This is a genomic window from Bradyrhizobium centrosematis, from assembly GCF_045571495.1.
In the GTDB taxonomy this organism is placed as follows: Bacteria; Pseudomonadota; Alphaproteobacteria; order Rhizobiales; family Xanthobacteraceae; genus Bradyrhizobium; species Bradyrhizobium centrosematis.
The window spans coordinates 3777884-3801839 of record NZ_CP120703.1; the positions used below are offsets into that span (position 1 = coordinate 3777884).

Annotated in this window: 21 protein-coding genes and 1 pseudogene; 9 read left to right on the plus strand and 13 right to left on the minus strand. The window is 64.4% G+C overall.

Annotation, left to right across the window (positions count from 1 at the left end):
• Positions 1-372 precede the first annotated feature (372 nt).
• The gene (locus tag P6U31_RS18225) at positions 373-951 is read left to right on the plus strand and encodes an SRPBCC family protein (protein WP_407189752.1); all 579 of its coding nucleotides are present in this window, start codon (positions 373-375) and stop codon (positions 949-951) included.
• Positions 952-968: 17 nt separating this feature from the next.
• Positions 969-1922, plus strand: a complete 954-nt coding sequence (locus P6U31_RS18230; RefSeq protein WP_407189877.1) for a cytochrome D1 domain-containing protein — start codon at positions 969-971, stop codon at positions 1920-1922.
• A gap of 75 nt (positions 1923-1997) precedes the next feature.
• On the opposite strand, the gene P6U31_RS18235 is transcribed toward P6U31_RS18230, so the two are convergent.
• From P6U31_RS18235 to P6U31_RS18260, 6 genes and pseudogenes are all read right to left on the minus strand, one after another.
• Positions 1998-2639 carry an HAD family hydrolase gene (locus P6U31_RS18235; RefSeq protein WP_407189878.1) on the minus strand — a complete coding sequence of 214 codons (642 nt, stop codon included), beginning with the start codon at positions 2637-2639 and terminating at the stop codon, positions 1998-2000.
• Positions 2640-2685: 46 nt separating this feature from the next.
• A complete protein-coding gene (locus P6U31_RS18240; protein WP_407189753.1) occupies positions 2686-3384 on the minus strand; it encodes a type II toxin-antitoxin system VapC family toxin in 699 nt (232 codons plus the stop codon).
• 62 nt (positions 3385-3446) lie between these two features.
• Entirely contained in the window at positions 3447-3743 is a 297-nt protein-coding gene (locus P6U31_RS18245) for a hypothetical protein (RefSeq protein ID WP_407189754.1), read from the minus strand.
• A 90-nt stretch (positions 3744-3833) separates the two neighbouring features.
• Positions 3834-6809, minus strand: a complete 2976-nt coding sequence (gene uvrA, locus P6U31_RS18250; RefSeq protein WP_407189755.1) for an excinuclease ABC subunit UvrA — start codon at positions 6807-6809, stop codon at positions 3834-3836.
• Between the two features lie 273 nt (positions 6810-7082).
• Positions 7083-7775 (minus strand): annotated as a pseudogene (locus P6U31_RS18255) (outer membrane protein).
• Positions 7776-8001: 226 nt separating this feature from the next.
• Complete coding sequence (locus tag P6U31_RS18260) at positions 8002-8751, minus strand: outer membrane protein (protein WP_407189756.1); 750 nt, start codon at positions 8749-8751, stop codon at positions 8002-8004.
• 459 nt (positions 8752-9210) lie between these two features.
• Here P6U31_RS18260 and P6U31_RS18265 point away from each other — a divergent pair, with 459 nt between their 5' ends.
• Complete coding sequence (locus P6U31_RS18265; RefSeq protein ID WP_128925846.1) at positions 9211-9708, plus strand: single-stranded DNA-binding protein; 498 nt, start codon at positions 9211-9213, stop codon at positions 9706-9708.
• A gap of 353 nt (positions 9709-10061) precedes the next feature.
• Positions 10062-12794 (plus strand): DNA gyrase subunit A, encoded by a 2733-nt coding sequence (gyrA, locus tag P6U31_RS18270; protein WP_407189757.1) that lies wholly within the window; start codon positions 10062-10064, stop codon positions 12792-12794.
• 42 nt (positions 12795-12836) lie between these two features.
• Here the strand turns inward: gyrA and P6U31_RS18275 are convergent, their stop codons facing one another.
• The 3 genes from P6U31_RS18275 to P6U31_RS18285 form a co-directional block, all read right to left on the minus strand.
• Positions 12837-13778 carry a phosphotransferase family protein gene (locus P6U31_RS18275; RefSeq protein ID WP_407189758.1) on the minus strand — a complete coding sequence of 314 codons (942 nt, stop codon included), beginning with the start codon at positions 13776-13778 and terminating at the stop codon, positions 12837-12839.
• A 40-nt stretch (positions 13779-13818) separates the two neighbouring features.
• Complete coding sequence (locus tag P6U31_RS18280) at positions 13819-15672, minus strand: potassium transporter Kup (protein WP_407189879.1); 1854 nt, start codon at positions 15670-15672, stop codon at positions 13819-13821.
• A 200-nt stretch (positions 15673-15872) separates the two neighbouring features.
• Complete coding sequence (locus tag P6U31_RS18285) at positions 15873-16130, minus strand: hypothetical protein (protein ID WP_407189759.1); 258 nt, start codon at positions 16128-16130, stop codon at positions 15873-15875.
• Positions 16131-16386: 256 nt separating this feature from the next.
• Between P6U31_RS18285 and coaD the strand changes: the two genes are divergently transcribed.
• The 5 genes from coaD to queA all read left to right on the plus strand — a co-directional run bounded on the left by coaD (position 16387) and on the right by queA (position 19597).
• The gene (gene coaD / locus P6U31_RS18290) at positions 16387-16884 is read left to right on the plus strand and encodes a pantetheine-phosphate adenylyltransferase (protein WP_407189760.1); all 498 of its coding nucleotides are present in this window, start codon (positions 16387-16389) and stop codon (positions 16882-16884) included.
• A gap of 34 nt (positions 16885-16918) precedes the next feature.
• Positions 16919-17482: a peptidylprolyl isomerase gene (locus tag P6U31_RS18295; RefSeq protein ID WP_407189761.1), complete on the plus strand. Its 564-nt coding sequence runs from the start codon at positions 16919-16921 to the stop codon at positions 17480-17482.
• A 9-nt stretch (positions 17483-17491) separates the two neighbouring features.
• Positions 17492-17917 carry a hypothetical protein gene (locus tag P6U31_RS18300; protein WP_407189762.1) on the plus strand — a complete coding sequence of 142 codons (426 nt, stop codon included), beginning with the start codon at positions 17492-17494 and terminating at the stop codon, positions 17915-17917.
• A complete protein-coding gene (locus P6U31_RS18305; protein WP_407189763.1) occupies positions 17914-18378 on the plus strand; it encodes a peptidylprolyl isomerase in 465 nt (154 codons plus the stop codon). Before P6U31_RS18300 ends, P6U31_RS18305 begins: the two co-directional genes overlap by 4 nt.
• 112 nt (positions 18379-18490) lie before the next feature.
• Positions 18491-19597, plus strand: coding sequence for a tRNA preQ1(34) S-adenosylmethionine ribosyltransferase-isomerase QueA (gene queA, locus P6U31_RS18310; RefSeq protein WP_407189764.1), 1107 nt, complete (start codon positions 18491-18493; stop codon positions 19595-19597).
• A gap of 129 nt (positions 19598-19726) precedes the next feature.
• Here queA and P6U31_RS18315 read toward each other — a convergent pair whose 3' ends face one another.
• The 4 genes from P6U31_RS18315 to P6U31_RS18330 all read right to left on the minus strand — a co-directional run bounded on the left by P6U31_RS18315 (position 19727) and on the right by P6U31_RS18330 (position 23931).
• Positions 19727-20764: an aspartate-semialdehyde dehydrogenase gene (locus P6U31_RS18315; protein ID WP_407189765.1), complete on the minus strand. Its 1038-nt coding sequence runs from the start codon at positions 20762-20764 to the stop codon at positions 19727-19729.
• Positions 20765-21009: 245 nt separating this feature from the next.
• A complete protein-coding gene (locus P6U31_RS18320) occupies positions 21010-21612 on the minus strand; it encodes a PepSY domain-containing protein (RefSeq protein ID WP_407189766.1) in 603 nt (200 codons plus the stop codon).
• 252 nt (positions 21613-21864) lie between these two features.
• Entirely contained in the window at positions 21865-22611 is a 747-nt protein-coding gene (locus tag P6U31_RS18325; protein ID WP_407183054.1) for a TetR/AcrR family transcriptional regulator, read from the minus strand.
• Positions 22612-22746: 135 nt separating this feature from the next.
• Entirely contained in the window at positions 22747-23931 is a 1185-nt protein-coding gene (locus tag P6U31_RS18330; protein ID WP_407183055.1) for a patatin-like phospholipase family protein, read from the minus strand.
• Positions 23932-23956 lie beyond the last annotated feature (25 nt).

A 23956-nucleotide genomic window follows, 5' to 3' on the forward strand; every position in this document is an offset into this window, starting at 1 on the left:
GCTGCTCCGGTCGTGTGCGCGATAGGCTTGCTCACGGAGTGACCCGCCCTGCAAACCACTGTCGCGCCGGCGCAGCCAGCGTCCACCACGTCCCATCCCGCGTGTCGTGACGATCGCGATGCGCCCCTCGGCCGGGACGGGATGGGTGTCGTATACGATAATCCGAAATTCTGATAAAGAGAATTATTTCGGCCGGAGGCGATTGACCCTCCCGTGGGTGTTTCGCCCGCCGGGCCGCGCAAGAGCTTGTGGGTTGCGACGAGCTTCGCCGCAAGGGCGCCATGAACCGGTCTCCCCTCGGCCCTAAAATACGCTAGGATGATCGGAGCGCGCCCAAAGTCGCGCGATCAACGGGATGCATGAGGAAACGAGATGAGGGTGACGATCGGACGGCGCACGGCCGTGGCTGCAGTGCTGACTGTGGCAGGGGCGGCGGCTTTGACGGTGGCTTTCGCGCCGGCTTTTTCACCAGCCTGGGCTCACGGACCGACCCGGCAGAAGGTACGGGAATCCATCGAGATCAACGCACCGCAGGAGAAGGTGTGGGCGGCGATCCGCAATTTCCAGGACATGAGCTGGCTTCCGCCAGTCACCAAGACCACGGGCGAGAAGGGCAATGAGATCGGTGCGACGCGCCAATTGACGCTGACGGGCGGAGCGACCGTCGACGAGGAGCTCTACAAATACGAGCCCGACATGATGAGCTATTCGTACCGGATCACCAAGGTCGACGTGAAGGTGCTGCCGGTGACCAATTATTCCTCGACGCTGACGGTGTCGCCAGCGCCGGACGGCAAGGCGAAGCTGGAATGGGCCGGCGCATTCTATCGCGGCTATCCCAACAACGATCCGCCGCCGGAGCTGAGCGACGAGGCCGCGGTGAAAGCGGTGAGCGGGCTCTACAAGACCGGGCTCGAGGCGCTGAAGAAGAAGATCGAGAGCGGAAGCTGATCGTGCGGGCACTGGGCTTGCGGGCGCTGGTCTTGGCGGCGCTCGCCGCCGGCCTTTGCCATGCGGACCCCGGCAGCGCAGCTGCCGAGGAGGCGTTCGTCACCAATCAGCTCAGCGACGATCTGATGGTCGTCGATCTCGGCAACCTGCGCAGCGTCGCGACCATCCCGATCGGTGGCAAGCCGGCCGGCATCGCCGTCAGCGCCGACGGGCGCTTTGCCTATGTGACGAGCCCCGACGCCAAGGCGGTGACGGTGGTGGACGCCGCAATGCGGCGGGTGGTGGAGCGGATCGAGGTCGGCGGCGGGCCGCTCGGCATTGCGGTCGCGCCTGATGGCAACACGGTCTATGTCGCGGACTGGTACGCGGCGGCGGTGCGGGTGATCGATACGGCCTCACGCAGCGTCACGGCCAGCATCGCGGTCGGCGCCTCGCCGTCGGGACTGGCGGTGACGCCTGACGGCAGACTGCTGCTCTCGGCGGACCGCGATGACGACAGCGTTTCGGTGGTGAACACCACGACGCGCCAGCGCAAGGCGACCATCAAGGTCGGCACCCGCCCATTCGGCGTCACCATCGATGCCGAGGGCAAGCGCGCCTACACAGCCAATGTCGGCTCTGACGACGTCTCGGTGATCGATCTTGCGGAGGGTCGCGAGATCGGCCGCGTGCCGGTGGGCATGCGCCCTTATGCGGTGGCGCTGACGCTAGGGCGCGGCTTCGTCACCGACCAATATGGCGGCACCATCAGCGTGTTCGATGTTGCGAGCCTGAAGCCGGTCAAGCGCATCAATGTCGGCGACTATCCCGAGGGCATCAACGCCACCGCCGACGGCAAGCGCGTCATCGTCGCCTGCTGGGAGAGCAACACGCTCAGCATCATCGATGCGGCCGAGCTGAAGGTGATCGGCGAGATCAAGACCGGCGACGGCCCAAGGGCGTTCGGGGCCTTCTTGAGGAGGACTGAGTAGGGGATTGCGTAGGGTGGCTTAGCGCAGCGTAACCCTTTGGCTTCCGCGGCGCCAGAAGTGGTGGGTTGCGCTGCGCTAACCCACCCTACGAATTCGGCACACGACATCCGTAATCTCATCCATCCGCTCGAACATATGATCCGGCTCCAGCGCCCGTAGCGCGAGTGGGGCCGCATATCCCCAGCACACCGCGCCGCAGGCAATGCCGACAGCTCGCGCCGCCTCGATGTCGCGCACCTCGTCGCCGATCGCAATCACCTGGGCAGGGTCCACGCCCGCGCGCCGCACGACCCGGCGGAATTTCGTGGGCTTGCCGAAGATCGACGCTGCGCAGTCGAAATACGAAAACAGCGCCGCGGAGTCCCCCAGCTTCTCGCGCGCATTGGCCTCGCTGTCGGACGTCACCAGCGCCAGCTGCACGCCGTTGTCCGCCAGCGTCCGCAGCATCGCCTCGACGCCCCCGAACAGCGAAATCTCAGCTGCTGCCTCCGCCTTCAGCCGCCGTGCATGCCGCGCGATCGCCGGCAGCTTCCACGAGGGGACTTCGAGCCGGGTGAGGATCTCGCGCGTCGAGGCATGCCGCAGTCCCTCGATGTCCTCATCGGCGACGCGGCGAAAGCCAAAACGATCGGCGATGTCGTTGATGGTGCGCAGGAACCAGGGGAAGCTGTCGGCCAGTGTGCCGTCGAGATCGAAGATGGCGAGGGCGTAGGACAGAGATCTCGAGCCAACGGCAGCCGGATTCGCTGCGCGGCTCCAAGCTCTAGTCATAGTTCAGTCGACGGCCGGGTTGATTTGGCACCGCCTCATTGACGTCCAGATAAACTTTATCGACGCAGCGTTGTACCGTGCGGTGATAGCTGCCGCCGCGCCATTCTCCTTCACAGACTTCGACATCGCTGACTTGTGCAACCGTGAGGCAGCGCCACTCACCGCCGGCCGGCAACTTAGATCGGCTTGAGCCGCCAAACTGAAAGACCAATGCTCTTTCTTGTCCGTTGGTATGCCCGAGGATGTAGGGACACACCTCACGTCGAACGCCATTGTAGTTCAGAGATACAGGTAAGCGCTTCAATATCGCTTCTGCGAGCATTTCGTAGGCTGCGCTATGACTAGATCGAACGATCTCAAATGCCCTGTCGCGGGCGCGACCATAACGGTATATCGAGAAATCCTCGTCGAAACTCGCTGCGCGGGTAATCCCAAGTCGCTCCATTACGGCGAAGCTTGTTCGGTCTACCAGTGAAAAATCCTGATCTCGAAACGAAGTTCCGATTGCCCAAGCCGCCTCTAAGTCGGCGGCAACGACAGGTTCGAGGCGTACAGCGCTGTTGCGAATACGATCCCAGAACGTCTCGGCCACATTCCGATTGAATCGGCTTCTGAGCAAGAGCCAAGTCTCGGCAAGAACATGATCGGTCATCACCGGATCGGGAAAGCTTTGAAGGATAGCCTTGGCCACGGCGTTGTTTCGGTCACGTTTTGCGACCGCTGCAAACCAAACAGAAGTGTCTACAAAGACACTCAACGGCGACGAGACTTTAGCTTGAGCTTGGTTGTCTTGCGTCCTCGTTTAGAGGAATGCACATCCAAAATCGCTTCTGCGATCATTTCGTCTTTATGACTCGCGACGTCCGTTTCTTCCCCGTCGTCTACAAGATCGAAAACCGTAGAGATATCCAGCTTCCTTTCCACTTCGCCCAAATCGGTGACGACAAGCCGCCTCAGATATTCGGCGAAAGATAACTTTTGCTCAGCGGCCTTCGCTTGTGCTCGCCGCCGAGTTTCGGGATCGAGCGTGACTTGCGTTCTGGCACTCATAGGCTGCTCCTGACCGGCCCTGCGACATCATGCCATCACACCCCCGGATCGGCAATACTAAGACGAAACGGATTCTGGTCCTACCAGCCTTCACTCCGCGGCCTCGCTCGTGCTCCTTCGCTTCGGCTTCCGCGCCTTCTTCAGCACCGGCTCCAGGAACTTGCCCGTATAGCTCCGCGGCGCCTTGGCGATGTCCTCCGGCGGGCCCCAGGCGACGATCTCGCCGCCGCCGTCGCCGCCTTCGGGGCCGAGGTCGATGACCCAGTCGGCGGTCTTGATGACTTCGAGATTGTGCTCGATGACGACCACCGTGTTGCCCTGCGCGACCAGCTCGTGCAGCACTTCCAAGAGCTTCTTGACGTCGTGGAAGTGCAGGCCGGTGGTGGGCTCGTCCAGGATGTAGAGCGTGCGGCCGGTGGCGCGCTTCGACAATTCCTTGGCCAGCTTGACGCGCTGGGCTTCGCCGCCCGAGAGCGTCGTCGCCTGCTGGCCGACATGGATGTAATCGAGCCCGACGCGGTGCAGGGTCTGGAAGGTTTCGCGCACGCGCGGCACCGCCTTGAAGAACTCGGCGGCTTCCTCGACGGTCATGTCGAGCACGTCGGCAATGCTCTTGCCCTTGAACAGCACCTCCAGCGTCTCGCGGTTGTAGCGCTTGCCCTTGCAGACGTCACAGGTGACGTAGACGTCGGGCAGGAAGTGCATCTCGATCTTGATGACGCCGTCCCCTTGGCAGGCCTCGCAGCGGCCGCCCTTGACGTTGAAGGAGAAGCGGCCGGGCTCGTAGCCGCGCGCTTTCGCCTCCGGCAAGCCGGCGAACCATTCGCGGATCGGCGTGAAGGCACCGGTGTAGGTCGCAGGATTGGAGCGCGGGGTGCGGCCGATCGGCGACTGGTCGATGTCGATGATCTTGTCGATGTGCTCGAGGCCCTCGATCCGATCGTGCGGCGCTGCGCCCTCGCTCGCATTGTTCAGCTTGCGGGCGATGGCGCGGTAGAGCGTGTCGATCAAGAGCGTCGACTTGCCGCCGCCGGAGACGCCGGTGACGCAGGTGAACAGGCCGAGCGGAATCTCGGCGGTGACGTTCTTGAGGTTATTGCCGCGCGCGTTCACCACCTTGATGGTGCGGCGATGGTTCGGCGGGCGCCGCTCCGGCACCTCGACCTCGAGCTCGCCGGTCAGGTACTTGCCGGTGAGCGATTTCGGGTTGCGCATGATCTCGGCGGGCGTGCCTTCGGCGACGATGTGGCCGCCATGCATGCCGGCGCCGGGGCCGATGTCGAGCACATAATCCGCCAAACGGATCGCGTCCTCGTCATGCTCGACCACTACCACGGTGTTGCCGAGGTCGCGCAGCCGCTTCAGCGTGTCGAGCAGGCGGGCATTGTCGCGCTGGTGCAGGCCGATCGAGGGCTCGTCGAGCACGTAGAGCACGCCCGTCAGGCCCGAGCCGATCTGCGAGGCGAGGCGGATGCGCTGGCTCTCGCCGCCGGACAGCGTGCCGGAGGAGCGGGACAGCGTGAGGTAGTTGAGGCCGACGTCGAGCAGGAAGGTGAGGCGCTCGCGGATCTCCTTCAGGATGCGCCCAGCGATCTCGTTCTGCTGCGCGTTCAGCGCATCGGGCACGGTCTCGAACCACTCGCCGGCCTTCTTGACCGACAGCTCCGAAATCTCGCCGATGTGCTTGCCGCCGATCTTGACGCAGAGCGCCTCGGGCTTGAGCCGGAAGCCGCGGCACGCCTCGCAAGGCACGTCGTGGAAGTATTTCGCCAGCTCCTCGCGGGCCCACTCGCTTTCGGTCTCGCGATAGCGCCGGTTGATGTTGGTGATGACACCCTCGAACGGCTTCTTGGTGTCGTAGGAGCGCACCCCGTCCTCGTAGGAGAACTTGATCTCGTCATCGCCGGAGCCATGGAGGATCGCGTTCTGCGTCTTCTTCGGCAAATCCTTCCACTTGGTGGTCAGCGTGAACTTGTAGTGCTTGCCGAGCGCGGTCAGCGTCTGCACGTAATAGGGTGAGGACGACTTGGCCCAGGGCGCGATCGCGCCCTTGCCGATGGCGAGCTCCTTGTCGGGGATGACGAGATCTTCGTCGACATGCTGCTCGACGCCGAGGCCGCCGCAGGCGGGACAGGCGCCATAGGGATTGTTGAAGGAGAACAGGCGCGGCTCGACCTCTGGAATCGTGAAGCCGGAGACCGGGCAGGCGAACTTTTCCGAGAACAGGATGCGCTCGGGTCCGCTCTTGTCGTGGATTTTTGCGGTCTTCTTCTTCTCCTCGGTGGGGGCTGCCGCCGGCGCGTCGGCGAACTCGACGACGGCAAGGCCTTCGGCGAGCTTCAGCGCGGTCTCAAAACTCTCGGCGAGGCGCTGGCCGATGTCGGCGCGCACCACGATGCGGTCGACGACAACGTCGATGTCGTGCGGGAATTTCTTGTCGAGAACAGGCGCTTCCGCCAGCTCATAGAAGGTGCCGTCGATCTTGACGCGCTGAAAACCCTTCTTGAGCCATTCGGCGAGCTCCTTGCGGTATTCACCCTTGCGGCCGCGCACGACAGGCGCGAGCAGATACAGGCGGGTGCCCTCGGGCAGCGCCAGCACGCGGTCGACCATCTGCGAGACAGTCTGGCTTTCGATCGGCAGGCCGGTGGCCGGTGAATAGGGCACACCGACTCGAGCCCAGAGCAGGCGCATGTAATCGTAGATCTCGGTGACGGTGCCGACGGTCGAGCGCGGGTTCTTCGAGGTCGTCTTCTGCTCGATCGAGATCGCCGGCGACAGGCCGTCGATCTGGTCGACGTCCGGCTTCTGCATCATCTCCAGGAACTGGCGCGCATAGGCCGAGAGCGACTCGACGTAGCGGCGCTGGCCCTCGGCGTAGATCGTGTCGAAGGCGAGCGAGGATTTGCCGGAGCCTGACAGGCCGGTGAACACCACCAGCTTGTCGCGGGGAATCTCGACGTCGATGTTCTTGAGGTTGTGCTCGCGCGCGCCACGGATCGTAATTGCGCGCAGGTGTGAACCCGCGTTCTGTTGTTGGCGCTTCGCCTTGATCACTTCATCCATCCGAGTTGCCCTCAAGGAAGCCCATGGGTGCGCGACCGCGCCTGGAAAAAAGAGGCGCGCTGCGCCCGGAACCGGGATCGGCGCCGATGGGTATGGCAGCGAACGTAGGAAGAACGGAGACGGATTTCCAGAGGGAGTTGCGAATCGTCAACGGAATGTTGGCGCGCTGGCGGCACTTGGCAGCAGGAGGACGCGGGGCTGCGCCGGAGCGTGTCGCAAAAACAAAAAGGCCGGCGCGAGGCCGGCCTTTCGCAACGCTGATAGCGTTGAAGCTTAGTACTTCGCGACGATCGGGCCGCCGAAGTGATAGTTCACGCCGACCTGCACGGTGTGGAAGTTGAGCGTGCCGGTGGGGAGAGCGCCCGAGAAGTAGGTCTCGCCGCCGAGGCTGCGATAGAGATACTCGCCCTTGACCGTCCAGTTCGGCGCGAAGAACGCTTCGACGCCCGCACCGACGGTCCAGCCCGAGTGGAACTTGCTATCCGACACGGACACGCCGAGGGCGGAGAGGGTGATCTTGTTGTCGATCCAGGCGTAACCACCGGTGCCGTAGAACAGCACGTTGTTGACGGCCCAGCCGAGGCGGCCGCGCACGGTGCCCATCGCATCGGTCTTGGAGCTCGCGGTCGCAGTCTAAACACCGAAGCCGGGAACGACGGTGGCGCCGGTCACGGAGGCGCTGACGTCAGCCCAGGAGCCATCGGCCTCGACGCCGAACACGACGTTGCCGGTCTGCCAGTTGTAGCCGGCAGTGCCGCCGACGAAGCCACCCTGCATCTTCGGGTCGCCCGACGAGGCTTCCCAGGCGCCGCCACCAACGATACCGAGATAGAAACCGGTCCAGTTGTAGACGGCCGCAACCGGAGCGACGGGCGCCTTGGTGTAGGGGCGAGCCGCGAGATCAGCAGCCGAAGCGGGGGCCGCCAGAGCGAACAAACAGGCCGAAGCCAACAAAACCTTCTTCATTTTCAATTTACCCAGTCCCAGTTTCTGTTGTTGCCTTCCGTGGCCGGAAGGGGAGCGGACTCATTCGGCCCAACTGACGCCGTGCTTACACCACCAAAGCTGCAAGTTGTGTCTCTCAAAAGCCACACGGTCGCCTAAAAGCGAGCGTGGCTGCTACATTCGGCGAGGCACCAACAAAAAGGCCGGCGCGAGGCCGGCCTTGGATCTTAACGATATCAGTGAGATATCAATATCGCGTGGTGCCCCCTCCGCCCCAATTGAAGTGATAGTTCACGCCGGCCTTGACCGTATGGACCGTGTCGGTCCACTCGGAGCGATTGGTGGCGACGGCAGAGTACTGGATCGTGCTGCGGCCGAAGTCGATGTAGTTGTATTCGACCTTGGCCGACCAGTTCGGAGCGAACATGTATTCCGCGCCGGCGCCGACCGTCCAACCCCAGCGGGTGTTGTTCTGGACGAAGACGTTTCCAGGCACGCCGTCATAGCGGTGTTGCATGTCGCCGACCGCGGCACCACCGCTGACGAACAAGAGGGCGGGGCCGGTCGAATAGCCCAGCCGGCCCTTGATATCGCCGAAGCCACGGATTCGCGTAAAGTAGGTGTCGCCGAGGCCGGCATTGATCTCTGCCGAACGCCCGTGAATGTCAGCCCAATGGTAGTCGCCCTCAATGCCGAACACGACCGGACCCGACTGCCAGTTGTAGCCGAACACACCGCCGACGAACCCGCCGGTGGTGTCATAATTCTGGGTTCCAGCGAAGATCGCCGTATTCGGAGCGCCAAAGAAGGTCTCGTTGCTGCGACCCCAGGCGCCGCCGCCCTGCACACCGACGTAGAATCCGGTCCAGGTGTAGATCGGAGCGGGGGGCGCGACCGGCGCCTTTGTATAGGGTCGGGCTGCGAGGTCGGCAGCACCGGCCGGAGCCGAAAGGGACAGCACAAATGCGCCAGCAAGGCCGATCAGGATTTTCTTCATTGCAATCTCCCCATTTGTAACCGCCTCTTGCGTTCCCCGAGGCGGGACAATTCAGGCGCGAGGCCCATCTGCATCAAATCGAGGCAACGATAGCCGCGTGCGGCGGCAGAGTCCGTGCCCGGCGCGCAACAGTCCGGTCCAATCGGGTCGCGCTCAACTTAATGAATGTTAAGTGGTTTTTGCCGTTCACGGGAACCCGATTTGGTTCCATTCCTCGCGGCCATCGCGCCGCCGTTTAGAAGGGACCTGCCCTCACATTTTGCGCCCAGGGCTGCAGGAACAAATCTGGAACAAATCCGGCGTCGATGCTATATGTGGGGATAACCTTTGGCGGTGGCGGGCTGAGCGGTCCCGGCAAGCGTATAGGTCGCCTCAGCAGGGCGCAGATGAGCGCGGGCAGTGCGCGGCCTTTCAGATGCGGCCTTTCAGATTCAGTGGCATTCGGAGTGGAGAGCGGCGATGGCGGGAAGCGTCAACAAGGTCATTCTGGTTGGAAATCTCGGCAAGGATCCGGAAATCCGCCGCACCCAGGACGGGCGGCCGATCGCGAATTTGAGCATCGCCACCTCCGAGACCTGGCGCGACAAGAATACCGGCGAGCGCAAGGAGAAGACCGAGTGGCATCGCGTCGTGATCTTCAATGAGGGGCTCTGCAAGGTCGCCGAGCAATATTTGAAGAAGGGCGCAAAGGTTTACATCGAGGGCGCCCTCCAGACCCGCAAATGGACCGACCAGAGCGGCGTCGAGAAGTATTCGACCGAGGTCGTGCTCCAGGGCTTCAACTCGACGCTGACGATGCTTGACGGCCGTGGCGGCGGAGGCGGCGGCGGCAGCTTCGGCGACGAGCCGGGTGGCGATTTCGGCTCCTCCGGTCCCATCAGCAGCGCGCCACGCCGCCCCGTGGCCGCTGGCGGCGGTGGCCGCAACAGCGACATGGACGACGACATCCCGTTCTGAGCGGGCGGAGCGCGCGACGCGGAGGTGGCGGCCGGCCGGTGCTTTCCATTTTGTGTCAGCAAATCCTACTAATCGACGGGGCGGGCTCGGGATTTCCGGGCCCGCTTCACGTTTGAGATGAGGTCATTGAAGGCGGGCGGGCTGGCCGGCCGAGCTGCCCTTGCGGTGCGATCGCTGTGCGCGTGACGGACGTTCCGAAAGGGCTCATTCCAAGCTGTCCGAGGTGTCGGGTTCCCGACCGTAAGTAGTTGGAAAAATAGGCGGAAAAACCGCCTTACGGCGGCCTGCAAGGGTGGTTATCCGACCCCCGATGCGCTATATGATTCCCAGACAAAAACTCACCGGATTCCCCCTTGGCTGACGACGACAACAAGCCCGGCGACCAGCCGGCGCAACCCTCGGACATTCGCCCCGTCTCCATCTACGAGGAGATGAAGAAGTCCTATCTCGACTACGCCATGAGCGTGATCGTCTCGCGTGCGCTGCCTGACGCGCGCGACGGGTTGAAGCCGGTGCACCGCCGGATCCTGTTCGCGATGAACAATCGCGGCGACACCCCGGACAAGAAGCACAAGAAGTCCGCCGGTGCTGTCGGTGAGGTCATGGGTAAGTACCACCCCCATGGCGACCAGGCGATCTACGACGCCTTGGTGCGCATGGCGCAGGACTTCTCGATGCGCGCGCCCCTGATCGACGGGCAGGGCAATTTCGGCTCGGTCGACGGCGATCCGGCGGCGGCGATGCGCTACACAGAGTCCCGCCTCACCAAGATCGCGCTGAAGCTGCTCGAGGACATCGACGACGACACGGTCGACTTCCAGGACAATTACGACGGCTCCGAGAAGGAGCCGGTGGTTCTGCCGGCCCGGTTCCCGAACCTCCTCGTCAACGGCGCCGGCGGCATCGCCGTCGGCATGGCCACCAACATCCCGCCGCACAATCTCGGCGAGGTGATCGACGCCTGCGTGGCGCTGATCGACAATCCCTCGCTCACGATCGACGAGCTCATCAACATCGTCCCGGGCCCGGATTTCCCGACCGGCGGCATCATCCTCGGACGCCAGGGCATCCGCAGCGCCTATCATCTCGGCCGCGGCTCGATCGTGATGCGCGGCAAGGTCACCTTCGAGACGATCCGCAAGGAGCGCGAGGCGATCGTCATCACCGAGATCCCGTATCAGGTGAACAAGGCGACGATGGTCGAGCGCATCGCCGAGCTCTACAAGGAGAAGAAGATCGAGGGCATCTCCGATCTGCGCGACGAATCCGACCGCGACGGCTACCGCGTCGTGGTCGAGCTCAAGCGCGATGCCGTGCCCGACGTGGTGCTGAACCAGCTCTACAAGTTCACGCCGCTGCAGACCTCATTCGGCGTCAACGCCGTCGCGCTCGATAGCGGCCGTCCGCAGACGATGAACCTGAAGGACATGCTGACGATCTTCGTCGGCTTCCGCGAGCAGGTCGTCACCCGCCGGACCAAATACAAGCTGCGCAAGGCGCGCGAGCGCGCGCATGAGCAGGTCGGCCTCGCCATCGCGGTCGCCAATATCGACGAGATCATCCGCGTGATCCGGCATTCGCCGACGCCGGCCGCCGCGCGCGAGACCCTGATGACGCGTGACTGGCCCGCGCGCGACGTCGAGGACATCATCACGCTGATCGACGATCCCCGCCACCGCATCAACGAGGACGGCACCATCCGCCTGTCGCTGGAGCAGGCGAGGGCGATCCTGGAACTGCGCCTCGCACGCCTCACCGCACTCGGCCGCGACGAGATCGGCGAAGAGCTCGCAAAGCTCGCTGGCGAGATCGAGGACTATCTCGCGATCCTGCGCTCGCGCGCCCGCATCCTCGACATCATCAAGACCGAGCTTGCCGAGGTGAAGGCGGAGTTCGCGACGCCGCGCCGCACCGTGATCATGGAGCAGGAGGGCGAGGTCGAGGACGAGGACCTGATCCAGCGCGAGGACATGGTCGTGACCGTCTCGCACGCCGGCTACGTCAAGCGCGTGCCGCTATCGGCCTACCGGGCGCAGCGCCGCGGCGGCAAGGGCCGCTCCGGCATGCAGACCCGCGATGAGGATTTCGTCAGCCGATTGTTCGTGGCCTCCACACACACGCCGGTACTGTTCTTCTCCTCGCGGGGCCAGGTCTACAAGGAGAAGGTCTGGCGGCTGCCGATGGCCGCGCCGAACGCGCGCGGCAAGGCGCTGATCAACATCCTGCCGCTGGAGCAGGGTGAGCGCATCACCACCATCATGCCGCTGCCGGAGGACGAATCCACCTGGGGCGAGCTCGACGTGATGTTCGCCACCACCGGCGGCAACGTCCGCCGCAACAAGCTGTCCGACTTCGTCGATGTCCGCCGCTCCGGCATCATTGCCATGAAGCTCGAGGATGGCGAGTCGATCGTCGACGTGCAGATCTGCACCGAGCGCGACGACGTGCTGCTGACCGCTGCCGGGGGCCAGTGCATCCGCTTCCCGGTGCCCGATGTGCGCGTGTTCACCGGGCGCACCTCGATGGGCGTGCGCGGCATCGCGCTCGGCGAAGGCGACAAGGTGATTTCGCTGGCGATCCTGCGTCATGTCGAGACGACCTCGGACGAGCGCTCGGCGTATCTGAAGATGCGCCGCGCGGTCGCCGGCGAATCCGTCGCGGAAGAAGCCCCTGGGGATACCGAGGCCGAAGAGACCTCCGGCAGCTTCCAGCTCCCGCAGGAGCGCTATGTCGAGATGTCGGCGGCCGAGCAGGTCGTGCTGACGGTCTCCGTCAATGGCTATGGCAAGCGGACCTCGTCCTACGAGTACCGCACCACCGGCCGCGGCGGCAAAGGCATCGTCGCCATGAGCGTCAACAACCGCAACGGCAACCTGGTGGCATCCTTCCCCGTGGAGGAGGCCGATCAGATCATGCTGGTCACCGACAAGGGCCAGCTGATCCGTTGCCCGGTCGAAGGCATCCGCATCGCCGGCCGCTCGACGCAAGGCGTGATCGTGTTCGACACCGCCGAGGACGAGCACGTCGTCTCGGTCGAGCACATCACCGAAGAGGCGGAGAGCGGCGACGGAGCGAACGGAGAATAGCGGGCCGCCCTGCGGCCCGGATTGCGCTTCGCTCCCTCCGGGCTACGACGTGGCCTGCGAAAGCTCCGCCGTGAGATCGGCAAGCGCCTCGTGCTTGCCGATCTGTGCCATCCAGCACCATAGCTCCAGCGTGCAATACACGCGGTAGAGACGAAGCGTCTCCTGCCAATGGGGACGCTCGATCTTGCCATAGCCCGCGAGCAGTCCGTCTCGCTTCGGCGCATCCTTCGGCGTGAAGTAGTACAGCGCCTTCGCGATATCCATCAGCGGATCGCCTGACGTTGCGTTCTCGAAATCGACGATGCCCGTCAGGTGCGGCTCGCCCTGAGAGGTCACCAGGATATTTCCGGCATGGAAATCGTAGTGACACAGGCGAGGGATAGTTGCGGCATCCAACAGATGCTGGCGCGCCACAACGCTGTTCCGGAGCCGCGCGGCAAGCGCGGGATCACCGCCCCGCGCGCAAAACTCCTTCAGCTTCCTCTCGAGCTGCGCGGACATGTAGGCCTGATTGCTCGGATATGCCGTCCACACCCCGTTGGGGCCGATATAGCCAAAACTATCGAGGGTAATGTCGTTGATTCCACGGAGCGCCGCGCCCATCGCGGCATAGATCGCAAACAGCTCCGTCTCGGACAGCGTTGCCTCGCGTCGGCCAAGCACGACGCCGTCCAACTTGGTCATGAGCACATAGTTCAGCTCGATCACCGATCGCGTGTCATCGGCGAGCAGGACCGTCGGGATGGCCGCGCCGACATCCCGCAAGAGCCCCAGCACATGGATCTCCTTGGCCATCTTCCACGGCAGCGATTCCGGGTAGACCTTGAGGATGCAGGCTGGCGCATCCGCCAGCGTGATCTCCAGGACGGTCCCGATTTCGCCGCCATGCAGTTCGGTGACGCCGAGGACCGACGCGTGCGGAGTGATGCGGTGGACGATCGCCTGGGCCTGATCGCGCGAGATCGCCAGCCGTGGTTTCAACATGAGAGACATCTCGTCGCTTGTTGTGGGCGGCCCCGTGGCTCTAGATCTCCAGCTCCGTCCCGAACTCCACGACCTGCTTGGTCGGCACGCCGAAGAACGCCGCCGAACGCTCTGCGTTACGCTGGAGGAAGGCGAACACGCCTTCGCGCCAGACCCACATGCCGGGAACGTCCTCGCGCGGGATGATGGTCTCGCGGCCGACGTAATAGGTGATCTCGGAGAGGTCGATGCCGGGCAGCTTGCCCTGGCGGCAGGTGACCTTCAGGCCTTCGTAGATCGTCGGGTTCTGCATGAACCCGTAATGCAGGATCACGCGGGTGATGCCGGGGATGATCTCATGCACCTCGGCACGTTCCTCGTCGGGGACATGCGGGGATTCCTCGATCAGCACGGTGACGATCAGCACGCGCTCATGCAGCACGCGGTTGTGCCTGACGAACTGGGTCAGCGCGAGCGGCACGCCACGCGGTGCGGCGGCCAGGAATACGGCGGTTCCGGGCAGCCTCGCGTGGCATTTGTTGACCGCGGTCTCGATCAGGTCCTCCTCGGGTTGGCGCAGCCGGGCGCGTGCCGCTTCGACCAGCTTCACGCCGGCACGCCAGGTCAGCATCAGGAAGGCGACAAGGCCGGCGAGCAGCAGCGGAAACCAGCCGCCCTCGAACAGCTTGATCGAATTGGCCGAGAAGAAGATCAGGTCGATCGCAAAGAAGCCGCCGTTCACGACGGCCACGAGCCACGGCGAATAGCCCCATTGGATCGCAACGAGGGCGGCCAGCAGCGTGGTGATCGCCATCAGCAGCGAGACCGCGATGCCATAGGCACCCGCAAGCGCGTCAGAGGTGCCGAAGCTCAGCACCGCCCCGAGCGTTGCGGCGGCGAGCAGCCAGTTCACCAGCGGCACGTAGATCTGGCCGATCGCATCGCTGGTGGTGTGGCGGATCTGCATGCGCGGCAGGAAGCCGAGCTGGATCGATTGCTGGGTCAGCGAGAACACGCCGGAGATGATCGCCTGCGAAGCGATCACGGTCGCGACCGTCGAGAAGGCGACGAGGACATAGTGCAGGGCGTCGGGGCAAAGCTGGAAGAACGGGTTTTCGATCGTCGTGGGATCGGTGATCAGCAGCGCGGCCTGGCCGAAATAGTTCAGCACCAGAGCGGGCAGGCAGACGGCGAACCAGGCGAGCCGGATCGGCAGGCGGCCGAAATGACCCATGTCGGCATACATGGCCTCGCCCCCGGTGACGGCGAGAAAGGCCGCGCCGAGAATTCCGAACGAGATGTGGAAATCCTGGTGGATCAGGAAGTCGAAGGCATAGAGCGGGCTCAGCGCTGCCAGCACCGCCGGCGCCTTGACGATGCCGTGGATGCCGAGCGCGGCGAGTACGGCGAACCAGGCCAGCATCACCGGTCCGAAGATGCGGCCGATGAAGCCGGTGCCCTGCTTCTGCATGATGAACAGGCCGATCAGGATGGCGACGGTCAGGGGCACGACAGCGGGCGCCAGCGAAGGCGCATCGACCTTGAGTCCCTCGATGGCGCTGAGCACGGAGATGGCCGGCGTGATCGCGCCGTCGCCATAGAGCAGGGCGGCGCCGATCAGGCCGACCACGAGCAAATGGGCGCGCCAGGTGTCGGGTTGGGCGTGACGGGCGTGCAGCAACGCCAGCAGCGCGACGATGCCGCCTTCACCGCGATTGTCGGCGCGCAGGATCAACAGCGCATATTTTAGCGAGATGATCAGCAGCAGCGCCCAGAGGATCAGCGAGGCAACCCCGAGGACAGCCTCGTGACTTAGGGAGCCGCCATGCGCAGCCGCCTTGGCGGCTTCCTTCAGGGCGTAGAGGGGGCTGGTGCCGATATCGCCATAGACCACCCCGAGGGCGCCCATGGTCATGGTCAGCGGCAGGGGATCGGGACGGTGGCCGGAAGCGGTTGCTTGTGTCGTGGACAACGGTGCCCCCAATGGGATCGCGCCCGACGGGCCATTCCGACGGGCGCGAGCATCACACAGTCTGCGACGAGACGTCGCAAATATCCATGGGGTTTAGCTTGAGGTTCAGCTCGGGGGAGCTGACGCGAGACTGACAGACCCGACTACGGGCTGCGGTCGGCAGTCACGAGGCGCGCCTCGCGGATGGCCGCCTTGGTTCCGGCACGGCGCAGACAGGACGCTTCGAAATTCGGCCATGCCTGCCCCGAGCAGTCCTTGCCGATGCTGCGGATGTCGAGCCGGTCGCTCTTGGCCAGCGGCTGCGGTACGCTGGCTTCGACCGTCGGGGCAAAACCGGGCAGCAGGGTGAGAGCGGCCGCAACGCATGCGGAGATGGCAATCGCCGAGATCGTCTTGATCATTGACAGTCCCCTGTGATGCGGCCGCCTGCGCCTTGATGCGGCCCGTCATTCGTTGACCGGATTAGTAACCATGGCCAGTTTCCGGACGTCTTCGCCGCCCCTGGAAATGGTTTCGTGTCCACGCCGCTTTGTTTCGTGGGCGCTCTCAGGACGAAACAAACCGGCCCTCGCCGACAGGGCCGCGGGATATTCGCCGGAAACGGCCAGGGAACCAGCCCGGCTTGCCGGGCCGGGCAGGGCGCGGTAGGAGGGAGCCATGCCGCGCATTGCCTTTTATCCCGGTTCCTTCGACCCCATCACCAACGGCCATCTGGACGTGGTCCGGCACAGCGCGTCGCTGTGCGACAGGCTCGTGGTCGCGATCGGGGTCCATCCCGGCAAGAAGCCGCTGTTCTCGACCGAGGAGCGGCTCAAGATGCTCCACGACGTTTGCGGGCCGGTGGCGGCCAAGGCCGGCTGCGTGCTCGAAGCCGTGACCTTTGACGATCTGTCGGTGACGGCGGCGCGCAAGCACGGTGCGACGATCATGATTCGGGGTCTGCGTGACGGTACCGATCTCGACTACGAGATGCAGCTCGCCGGCATGAACGAGGCGATGGCGCCCGAGGTGCACACCGTGTTCCTTCCGGCATCTCCCATGGTTCGCCCGATCACCGCCACTTTGGTGCGCCAGATCGCCGGCATGGGCGGGGACGTCTCGGCCTTCGTCCCGCCGATTGTAGCCAGCCAGCTCAAGGCAAAATTCGCCGGATAACGGCGCTTCCTCTCTTCTCTGATCCGGAGTTGTCATGATCCGAATTCTCGCAGTTCTTGCCGCGCTTCTGTTCGCGGTGCCGGCGCTGGCGCAGCAATTGCCGGCCAATCTCGACAAGGCCAACGCTATCGTCATCGACAGCACCAAGGGCCGCATCGTCATCAAGCTCAGGACCGATATCGCGCCCCAGCATGCCGAGCGCATCAAGCAGCTCGCACGCGAAGGCTATTACAACAACGTGCCGTTCCATCGCGTCATGGACGGCTTCATGGCGCAGACCGGCGACGGCCAGAACTTCAACGGCACCGGTGGTTCGAAATATCCGAACCTGAAGCAGGAATTCTCCAAGGTGCATTTTGCCCGCGGCATCGTCGGCATGGCCCGGCGCGGCGACAGCGTCGATAGCGCCAACTCGCAGTTCTTCATCATGTTCGCCGATGGCGGCAGCCTCGATGGCCAGTACACCGTGATCGGCGAGGTGGTGCAGGGTATGGACGTCGTCGACAAGCTGAAGAAGGCCGCGCCCGGCTCCCCCGGCGGCGCCGTGACCGATCCCGACAAGATGGTCAAGGTGCAGGTCGCTTCCGACATCAAGTAGGAAAACGCGATGGCGCGCTGCGGCAACAGGCTTCTGCTCGCTGCCGCAGTGCTGCTGCTCGGTGTCTCCAGCGCGAAGGCCGAGGACGCGCAGGTCAACACCATTCAGGACGTCTTCCGGCACTTGCGTACCTGCTGGAGACCGCCGCCGCCCGCCAAGGCCCGCCCCCTCGACATCACCGTCGTCGTGAGCTTTAACCGGGCCGGAAACATTCTGGGCCATCCGAGGATTACCTATGAATCCGTGGAGGCCTCCGACAATGACCGGCTGCAATACCGGATCGCGGTGATGGAGGCGTTGCAACGCTGCACGCCGGTGCCATTTACCGATGCAATGGCCGGCGCCGCCGCGGGACGTCCATTCGCGATCCAGTTCCGCAGCCGCAAGACGTCACCTGACAAGACTTCACCCCCAACGCAAGAGAGACGAGCATGAGCGTCACCGAAAACACCCTGATCCTCGAAACCACGCAGGGTCCCGTCACCATCGAGATGCGCCCCGACCTCGCGCCCGGCCATGTCGCGCGCATCAAGGAGCTGGTCCGTGAGGGCTTCTACGACGGCATCGTATTCCACCGCGTGATCGAGGGCTTCATGGCGCAGACCGGCTGCCCGCACGGCACCGGCACCGGCGGCTCCGGCAAGAAGCTGAAGGCCGAGTTCAACAAGGAGCCGCATGTTCGCGGCACCGCCTCGATGGCGCGCGCCGCCAATCCCGATTCCGGCGACAGCCAGTTCTTCATCTGCTTCGACGACGCCCGCTTCCTCGACAACCAGTACACGGTGTGGGGCAAGGTCACCGAAGGCATGGAGAACGTCGACAAGATCAAGCGCGGCGAGCCCGTGATGAATCCGGACAAGATCATCAAGGCGCGGATGGCCGCGGACAAAGAATGACCGCGTAGCGGTCATTCCGGGGCGCGCGAAGCGCGAACCCGGAATCTCGAGATTCCGGGTTCGATGCTCCGCATCGCCCCGGAATGACACGAACTAAGGCGCGACAGCGCTCATGCGCACCGATCTGTTCGATTTCGACCTGCCCGCCGAGCGCATTGCGTTGCGCCCGGCGAGCCCCCGCGACTCCGCCAGGATGCTGGTGGTGGAGAACCGCGGCTTGCGCGACCAGACCATCGCCGACCTGCCGCAATGGCTGAAGGCGGGCGACCAGCTCGTCGTCAATGATACCAAGGTGATCGCGGCGCAATTGAAGGGCCGCCGCATCGGCCGCGAGACCGAGCCGAAGATCGAGGCGACGCTGATCAAGCGCCTCGACAGCTCGCGCTGGCAGGCGCTGGTGAAGCCGGCGAAGAAGCTGGTTGCGGGCGATCGCATCCGCTTCGGCAACGAAGGCAAGGTCTGCCTGCTCGGTCATCTCGATGCCGAGGTCGAGGCCAAGGGCACCGAGGGCGAGGTCACGCTGTCGTTCTCGTTCCACGGCCCGGCGCTGGACCAGGCCATCGCCGATCTCGGCAGTCCGCCGCTGCCGCCCTACATCGCCTCCAAGCGCACGCCTGACGAGCAGGACCTCGCCGATTACCAGACCATGTTCGCCGCGAACGAAGGTGCGGTCGCGGCGCCCACGGCGGGCCTGCATTTCACCCCGGCGCTGGAGCAGGCGCTGCGCGCGCGCGATGTCGGCCTCAGCCGTATCACGCTGCATGTCGGGGCAGGGACGTTCCTGCCGGTGAAGGTGGACGACACCGAAGCCCACAAGATGCATGCCGAGTGGGGCACGATCTCGGCCGAGGTCGCGGAGCGGCTCAACACCGCGCGCAAAAATGGCGGGCGGATCGTCGCGGTCGGCACCACGTCATTGCGTCTGCTCGAAAGCGCGGCAGGCGAGGACGGAACGATCCAGCCCTTCGCGGCGGAGACCTCGATCTTCATCACCCCCGGCTATCGCTTCCGCGCGGTCGATATTTTGATGACGAATTTCCACCTGCCGAAGTCGACGCTGTTCATGCTGGTCTCGGCATTCTCCGGGCTGGAGACGATGAAGCAGGCCTATGCGCATGCGATCGCGAAAGGCTACAGGTTCTATTCGTATGGCGATGCGTGTTTGCTGTTTCGGGCACAAGAGCCAACGGCAAGCGCAGATCCTTCCCCGTCACCCTGAGGCGCTCGCCTCTTCGGCGAGCCTCGAAGGGCGACGGCCCAGTTGCTGCACCTCGGCCGTTCATCCTTCCAGGCTCGCGGCACGATGCTAAACGCATCGCGCCACTCGCACCTCAGGATGACGGATCGACTACGCCATCACCCGCTGCGGCAACAGCTCCGCAATCTGCACCGCGTTGAGCGCCGCACCCTTGAGCAACTGATCCGCCGCGACGAACATCGAGATCGAATGGCCGGATGCGTCGCTGAGGTCCTTGCGGATGCGGCCGACCAGCACGTCGTCCTGGCCGGAGGCGTCGATCGGCATCGGGAAGTAGTTCTTGGCGCGGTCGTCGACCACCTTCACGCCGGGCGCCTGCGCCATGATGGCGCGGACCTGGTCCTCGGTGATCGGCTTCTCGCATTCGAAGGTGATGGCCTCGCAATGGGCGCGCAGCACCGGCACGCGGACGCAGGTGACGCCGACGGCGATGCTGTCGTCCTCGAAGATCTTGCGGGTTTCCTTGATGACCTTGGTCTCTTCGTCGTTGTAGCCGGTGTCAGGGTCGATCGCCGTGTTGTGGCTGAAGAGGTTGAAGGCGTAGGGATGCGGCATCACCTTGGGCGTATAGACCTGCCCGTTGAGATTGGCGCGGGTCGATTCGACCAGCTCCTCCATCGCCGCTGCACCGGCGCCGGAAGCGGCCTGATAGGTCGAGATGATGACGCGCTTGATGCGGTTCTTCTGATGGATCGGCCACAGCGGCACCAGCGCCGTGATCGCGGCGCAGTTCGGGTTGGCGATGATGCCCTTATGGTCGCGGATGCGGTTCGCGTTGATCTCGGGGATCACCAGCGGCACGTTCGGGTCCATGCGGAAGGCGGAGGAGTTGTCGACCACGACGGCACCGGATTTGACCGCGATCGGCGCGTACTTCCTTGAGATGCTGCCGCCGGCGGAGAACAGGGCGATATCGACGCCCTCGAAGGAGCGCTCGGTGAGCTCCTCGATCACGATATCCTTGCCGCGGAACGATACCGTCTTGCCGGCGGAGCGGGCGCTGGCGAGCGCCTTGAGCTTGCCGACGCGAAAGCCGCGCTTGTCCATGGTGGCGATGAATTCGGCGCCCACCGCACCGGTGACGCCGACAATCGCGACGACGGGATCGTTACTCACTTTGTCCTCCATTGCATTGAGATTGAGACAACAAAAAAGCCCCGGACCATCGAGGGCGGGGCTTGCCGTAGAGCTGATGCGTTTAAGTCGACGACCTACGCGCGCACGCCTCCCCGGGCCCCTGGGGCCGTGGTGGTTTTGGTCGTGCGTTTGGTGGTCGTGAACATGGCGGCGACTTATGCGGGAGAGTCTTGGGCCCGTCAATGGCTTTTCGCCCCGGTCGGTGCCGGGGTGCCGAACCTGCCCTGGGGACGCTGCTAGCGGGGTCGCGCCCCCGGCGGCTCCAGGGTGACCTCCTTCAGGTCGTCGCCGCTGACGACGACGATCGAAAAGTTCAGCCGGCCGCGTTCGCGCACCAGCCCGCCGCTGATCGCCTTGCCCGAGGCCGCGCGCTCGGCGACGCGCACGGCGTCGGCGAGCCGATGCCTGATCACGCCCAAGGCTGCGAGATTGCTGCGATCGTCGTGGTCAAGCTCGGTCAGGGGCAGGGCGGCTTCCCCGCCGACGAGCTCGCCGGTCGCAGCGTTGATGGTGTGGCGCCAGATCCGGTCGTTGTGCACGGTCTTCACTCGATACACCGGCACGCCGGAGCCGCCGTCGAAGCTCACATCGGCGGTGGTGGCGCCGGCATGGCGGGCTTCGGCAATCGCCATGGCCTGGCTGATCGAGATCGACGAGCTGCGGAATCGTTCGATCTCGCGGCTGACGGCCTGGCGGTCAGCCTCGGCACTACCATCTGTATCGCTGTGAAGAGCGGTCGGCGTGCCCGTGGTCACGGTGGCCTCTGCCGGTGCGGCGATGAGCAGCACGGGCAAGGCGGTCGCAAGCAGTTGCGAGATCCATCGTTTGGCAATCGTCATGCTCGAACCCTCGGCCAGCGAGTGTGCCGGATGATCGTAAAGAATTCGCGGCCGACCTCGGGCAAAGGCCGGCCGCGGAGCGCCGTGGCGGGCTGTACCCGCTACGGCGATCTCGGTGATACGGGCCGCCCTTGGGGCTGGTGAAAAAAGCGGTCCGCATCGCCTTATAACTAAACCATACCGTATCGTTTTATTTCGGTCAATGCCGCGGCGACCATCCACATGGGGATAGAGCGGGTGCTCACGGAATTGTCAGCGCGAGGAGCGGCGGCGTTGCGTGCCCTTGGCGGCGTCCTGGACGCGGTCGGCAGGTCCCAGCGCGCCGGCCAGGAACAGCTTGATCGCCGCGCGCATGCGCTTTTCGGCGGCTTTCATCTCGAGCGCCGTTCCGAAGGTCGCCATGCGGTGGGTGTGACCGACCACCACGTCGAGAAACACCTCGGCGGCAATGGCGGTGTCCTCGACGTCCAGCGCGCCCTGCGCCACCAGGTGGTCGAAGAAGCGCGCCGTGGTGGCGACCGCCTTGAGCCAGCCTTCCTCCTTGCCGAGCTTGGCGACATCGGGGAAGTTGATGGCCTGCGCCGTCATCATGCGGCTGAAGGCGACCGCATCGGGACCGCAGGTGAAGGTCAGCATCTCGCGCCCGATCTCGACCAGCCGCTGCTCGACCGAGATGTCCGAGGGGCTGCTGAGCTGCGTCTCTGCCGCGGCAGACAGCGGCGCAAGCCAACGCGCGATCTCGCGCCTCAATACGGCGGCAAACAGGCCGCGCTTGTCGCCATAGCGGGAATAGACGGTGGGCTTGCTGACCCGCGCCGCTTCCGCGACCGCATCGAGCGAGGTGGCCTCGAAGCCGCGGTCCAGGAACAGGCGGGTGGCGACCTCGATCAGCCGCTGGTCGCGCTCGATGGCAGCTGACTTCGTCGGCCGGCCGCCGCGGGATTTCGGCACCTCGCGCCGCGGCGCTGCCGCTCTCGTCTTGGTCGCAGTCAATCCCATGCCCAATGATTCCTGCGCGTTTCGGACAGTCGTCATTCGTTCTATATCGCGCAGGAGCCGAGGCGTCATCGCGAATCCGGCCGAATTGGCCGTATCGTCAACGGTTTCGGCCGGGCCTCGTTCCTCCATGCGAGCTCACGGCACCGTGGAGGTCCAGGCCTGACCGGACGCGGCCTTGTCATATCCGTATTGATAGAGCGCCCGCATATAGGCGGTATCGAACCCTTCCGACGGCGGCGCCGGATAGTCGCGCGCGATGTAGGACAGATGAAAGCCGAGACCGTTGCGCCTGGCGAAATCATAGGTCGAGAAGATGATCGAGCGAGTCTGTGACTGGGTGATCGCCGACAGGCTGCGCGAGGCGACATCGATGGTGCCGTTGGAGACGAGCTCGAAATTGCGTTCGATCTTCTTGTTGACGAGGATGTAGATGTCCATCTTCGCCGTGCCCGGCAACCGACCGCCCTGGAACAGCAGGGCTTCGGGCAGCGTCAGCACCGGGGCGGTGACGCCGCCATCGACATGCATCTCCTGAAACTTGCGGCCGGCGCCTTCGGCGTCGATCATGATCGGCGGAAACACCAGAGGAATGCTGGCGGAGGCCGCCATCACGTCGCGGAACAGCTTGAGCGCTTCGGGCGTTCCGACCGCGGCGATCTTGCCCATGTCCCAGATCGCAGTGCGCTGGGTGTCGAGATCGGTCGTCACGATCAGCAGCTTTCGCCCCTTGGCGTTCTCGCGCGCGACCTGCGCCATGATCTCCGGCCCGACATAGCGGGCGACGAGCTCCCGCAGGCGGGTGTTGCCGAACAGGCCGGACCCGAACAGCACGCGCATGATGCTGGGATCGTTCAACAGGCTTTCGGCGATGCCGCTGGTGTAGACCTCCTTCAGCGTGTCGTCATATTGCGATCCAAGAAACGCGAACGGCGCGATCAGGCCGCCGGTGCTCACGCCCGAGACGACCGAGAAGGCGGGGCGGGTTCTGGCCGCGGTCCAGCCGTTGAGAACGCCGACACCGTAAGCGCCATCGGCGCCGCCACCGGAAAGCGCCAGATAGGACTTCGTCGCGGTGCTGGTGTCCTTCTCGAAGCTGAATTTCGTGACGGGTTCGTCGGCGTAGCGCCTGAGGCCATCGATATCGAGCACACGCGATGCGCGGGCTTCAGCGGCCGAGTAGGGCGTACGGGGCAGGGAGGTGCAGGCGGCGAGCGCCAGGCCGCAGGTCAGGGCCAGAAGTCCGGTCAGGCGGGTGCCTGCCTGCCTGATCCAGTCACGGGAGCGGCTGGATACGTCAGTCGAACACGAAGGAAGAGGCATTGTCGGTGGCTGGCGATCACAGATT

What these genes read in the sequence shown, in the direction of transcription:
- P6U31_RS18225 (WP_407189752.1), top strand. Translation starts at nt 373, where the DNA reads ATGAGGGTGACGATCGGACGGCGCACGGCCGTGGCTGCAGTGCTGACT.
- P6U31_RS18245 (WP_407189754.1), bottom strand. Translation starts at nt 3,743, where the DNA reads ATGAGTGCCAGAACGCAAGTCACGCTCGATCCCGAAACTCGGCGGCGA.
- uvrA (WP_407189755.1), bottom strand. Translation starts at nt 6,809, where the DNA reads ATGGATGAAGTGATCAAGGCGAAGCGCCAACAACAGAACGCGGGTTCA.
- P6U31_RS18260 (WP_407189756.1), bottom strand. Translation starts at nt 8,751, where the DNA reads ATGAAGAAAATCCTGATCGGCCTTGCTGGCGCATTTGTGCTGTCCCTT.
- P6U31_RS18265 (WP_128925846.1), top strand. Translation starts at nt 9,211, where the DNA reads ATGGCGGGAAGCGTCAACAAGGTCATTCTGGTTGGAAATCTCGGCAAG.
- P6U31_RS18275 (WP_407189758.1), bottom strand. Translation starts at nt 13,778, where the DNA reads ATGTTGAAACCACGGCTGGCGATCTCGCGCGATCAGGCCCAGGCGATC.
- P6U31_RS18280 (WP_407189879.1), bottom strand. Translation starts at nt 15,672, where the DNA reads ATGACCATGGGCGCCCTCGGGGTGGTCTATGGCGATATCGGCACCAGC.
- P6U31_RS18285 (WP_407189759.1), bottom strand. Translation starts at nt 16,130, where the DNA reads ATGATCAAGACGATCTCGGCGATTGCCATCTCCGCATGCGTTGCGGCC.
- coaD (WP_407189760.1), top strand. Translation starts at nt 16,387, where the DNA reads ATGCCGCGCATTGCCTTTTATCCCGGTTCCTTCGACCCCATCACCAAC.
- P6U31_RS18295 (WP_407189761.1), top strand. Translation starts at nt 16,919, where the DNA reads ATGATCCGAATTCTCGCAGTTCTTGCCGCGCTTCTGTTCGCGGTGCCG.
- P6U31_RS18300 (WP_407189762.1), top strand. Translation starts at nt 17,492, where the DNA reads ATGGCGCGCTGCGGCAACAGGCTTCTGCTCGCTGCCGCAGTGCTGCTG.
- P6U31_RS18305 (WP_407189763.1), top strand. Translation starts at nt 17,914, where the DNA reads ATGAGCGTCACCGAAAACACCCTGATCCTCGAAACCACGCAGGGTCCC.
- queA (WP_407189764.1), top strand. Translation starts at nt 18,491, where the DNA reads ATGCGCACCGATCTGTTCGATTTCGACCTGCCCGCCGAGCGCATTGCG.
- P6U31_RS18315 (WP_407189765.1), bottom strand. Translation starts at nt 20,764, where the DNA reads ATGGAGGACAAAGTGAGTAACGATCCCGTCGTCGCGATTGTCGGCGTC.
- P6U31_RS18320 (WP_407189766.1), bottom strand. Translation starts at nt 21,612, where the DNA reads ATGACGATTGCCAAACGATGGATCTCGCAACTGCTTGCGACCGCCTTG.
- P6U31_RS18325 (WP_407183054.1), bottom strand. Translation starts at nt 22,611, where the DNA reads ATGGGATTGACTGCGACCAAGACGAGAGCGGCAGCGCCGCGGCGCGAG.
- P6U31_RS18330 (WP_407183055.1), bottom strand. Translation starts at nt 23,931, where the DNA reads ATGCCTCTTCCTTCGTGTTCGACTGACGTATCCAGCCGCTCCCGTGAC.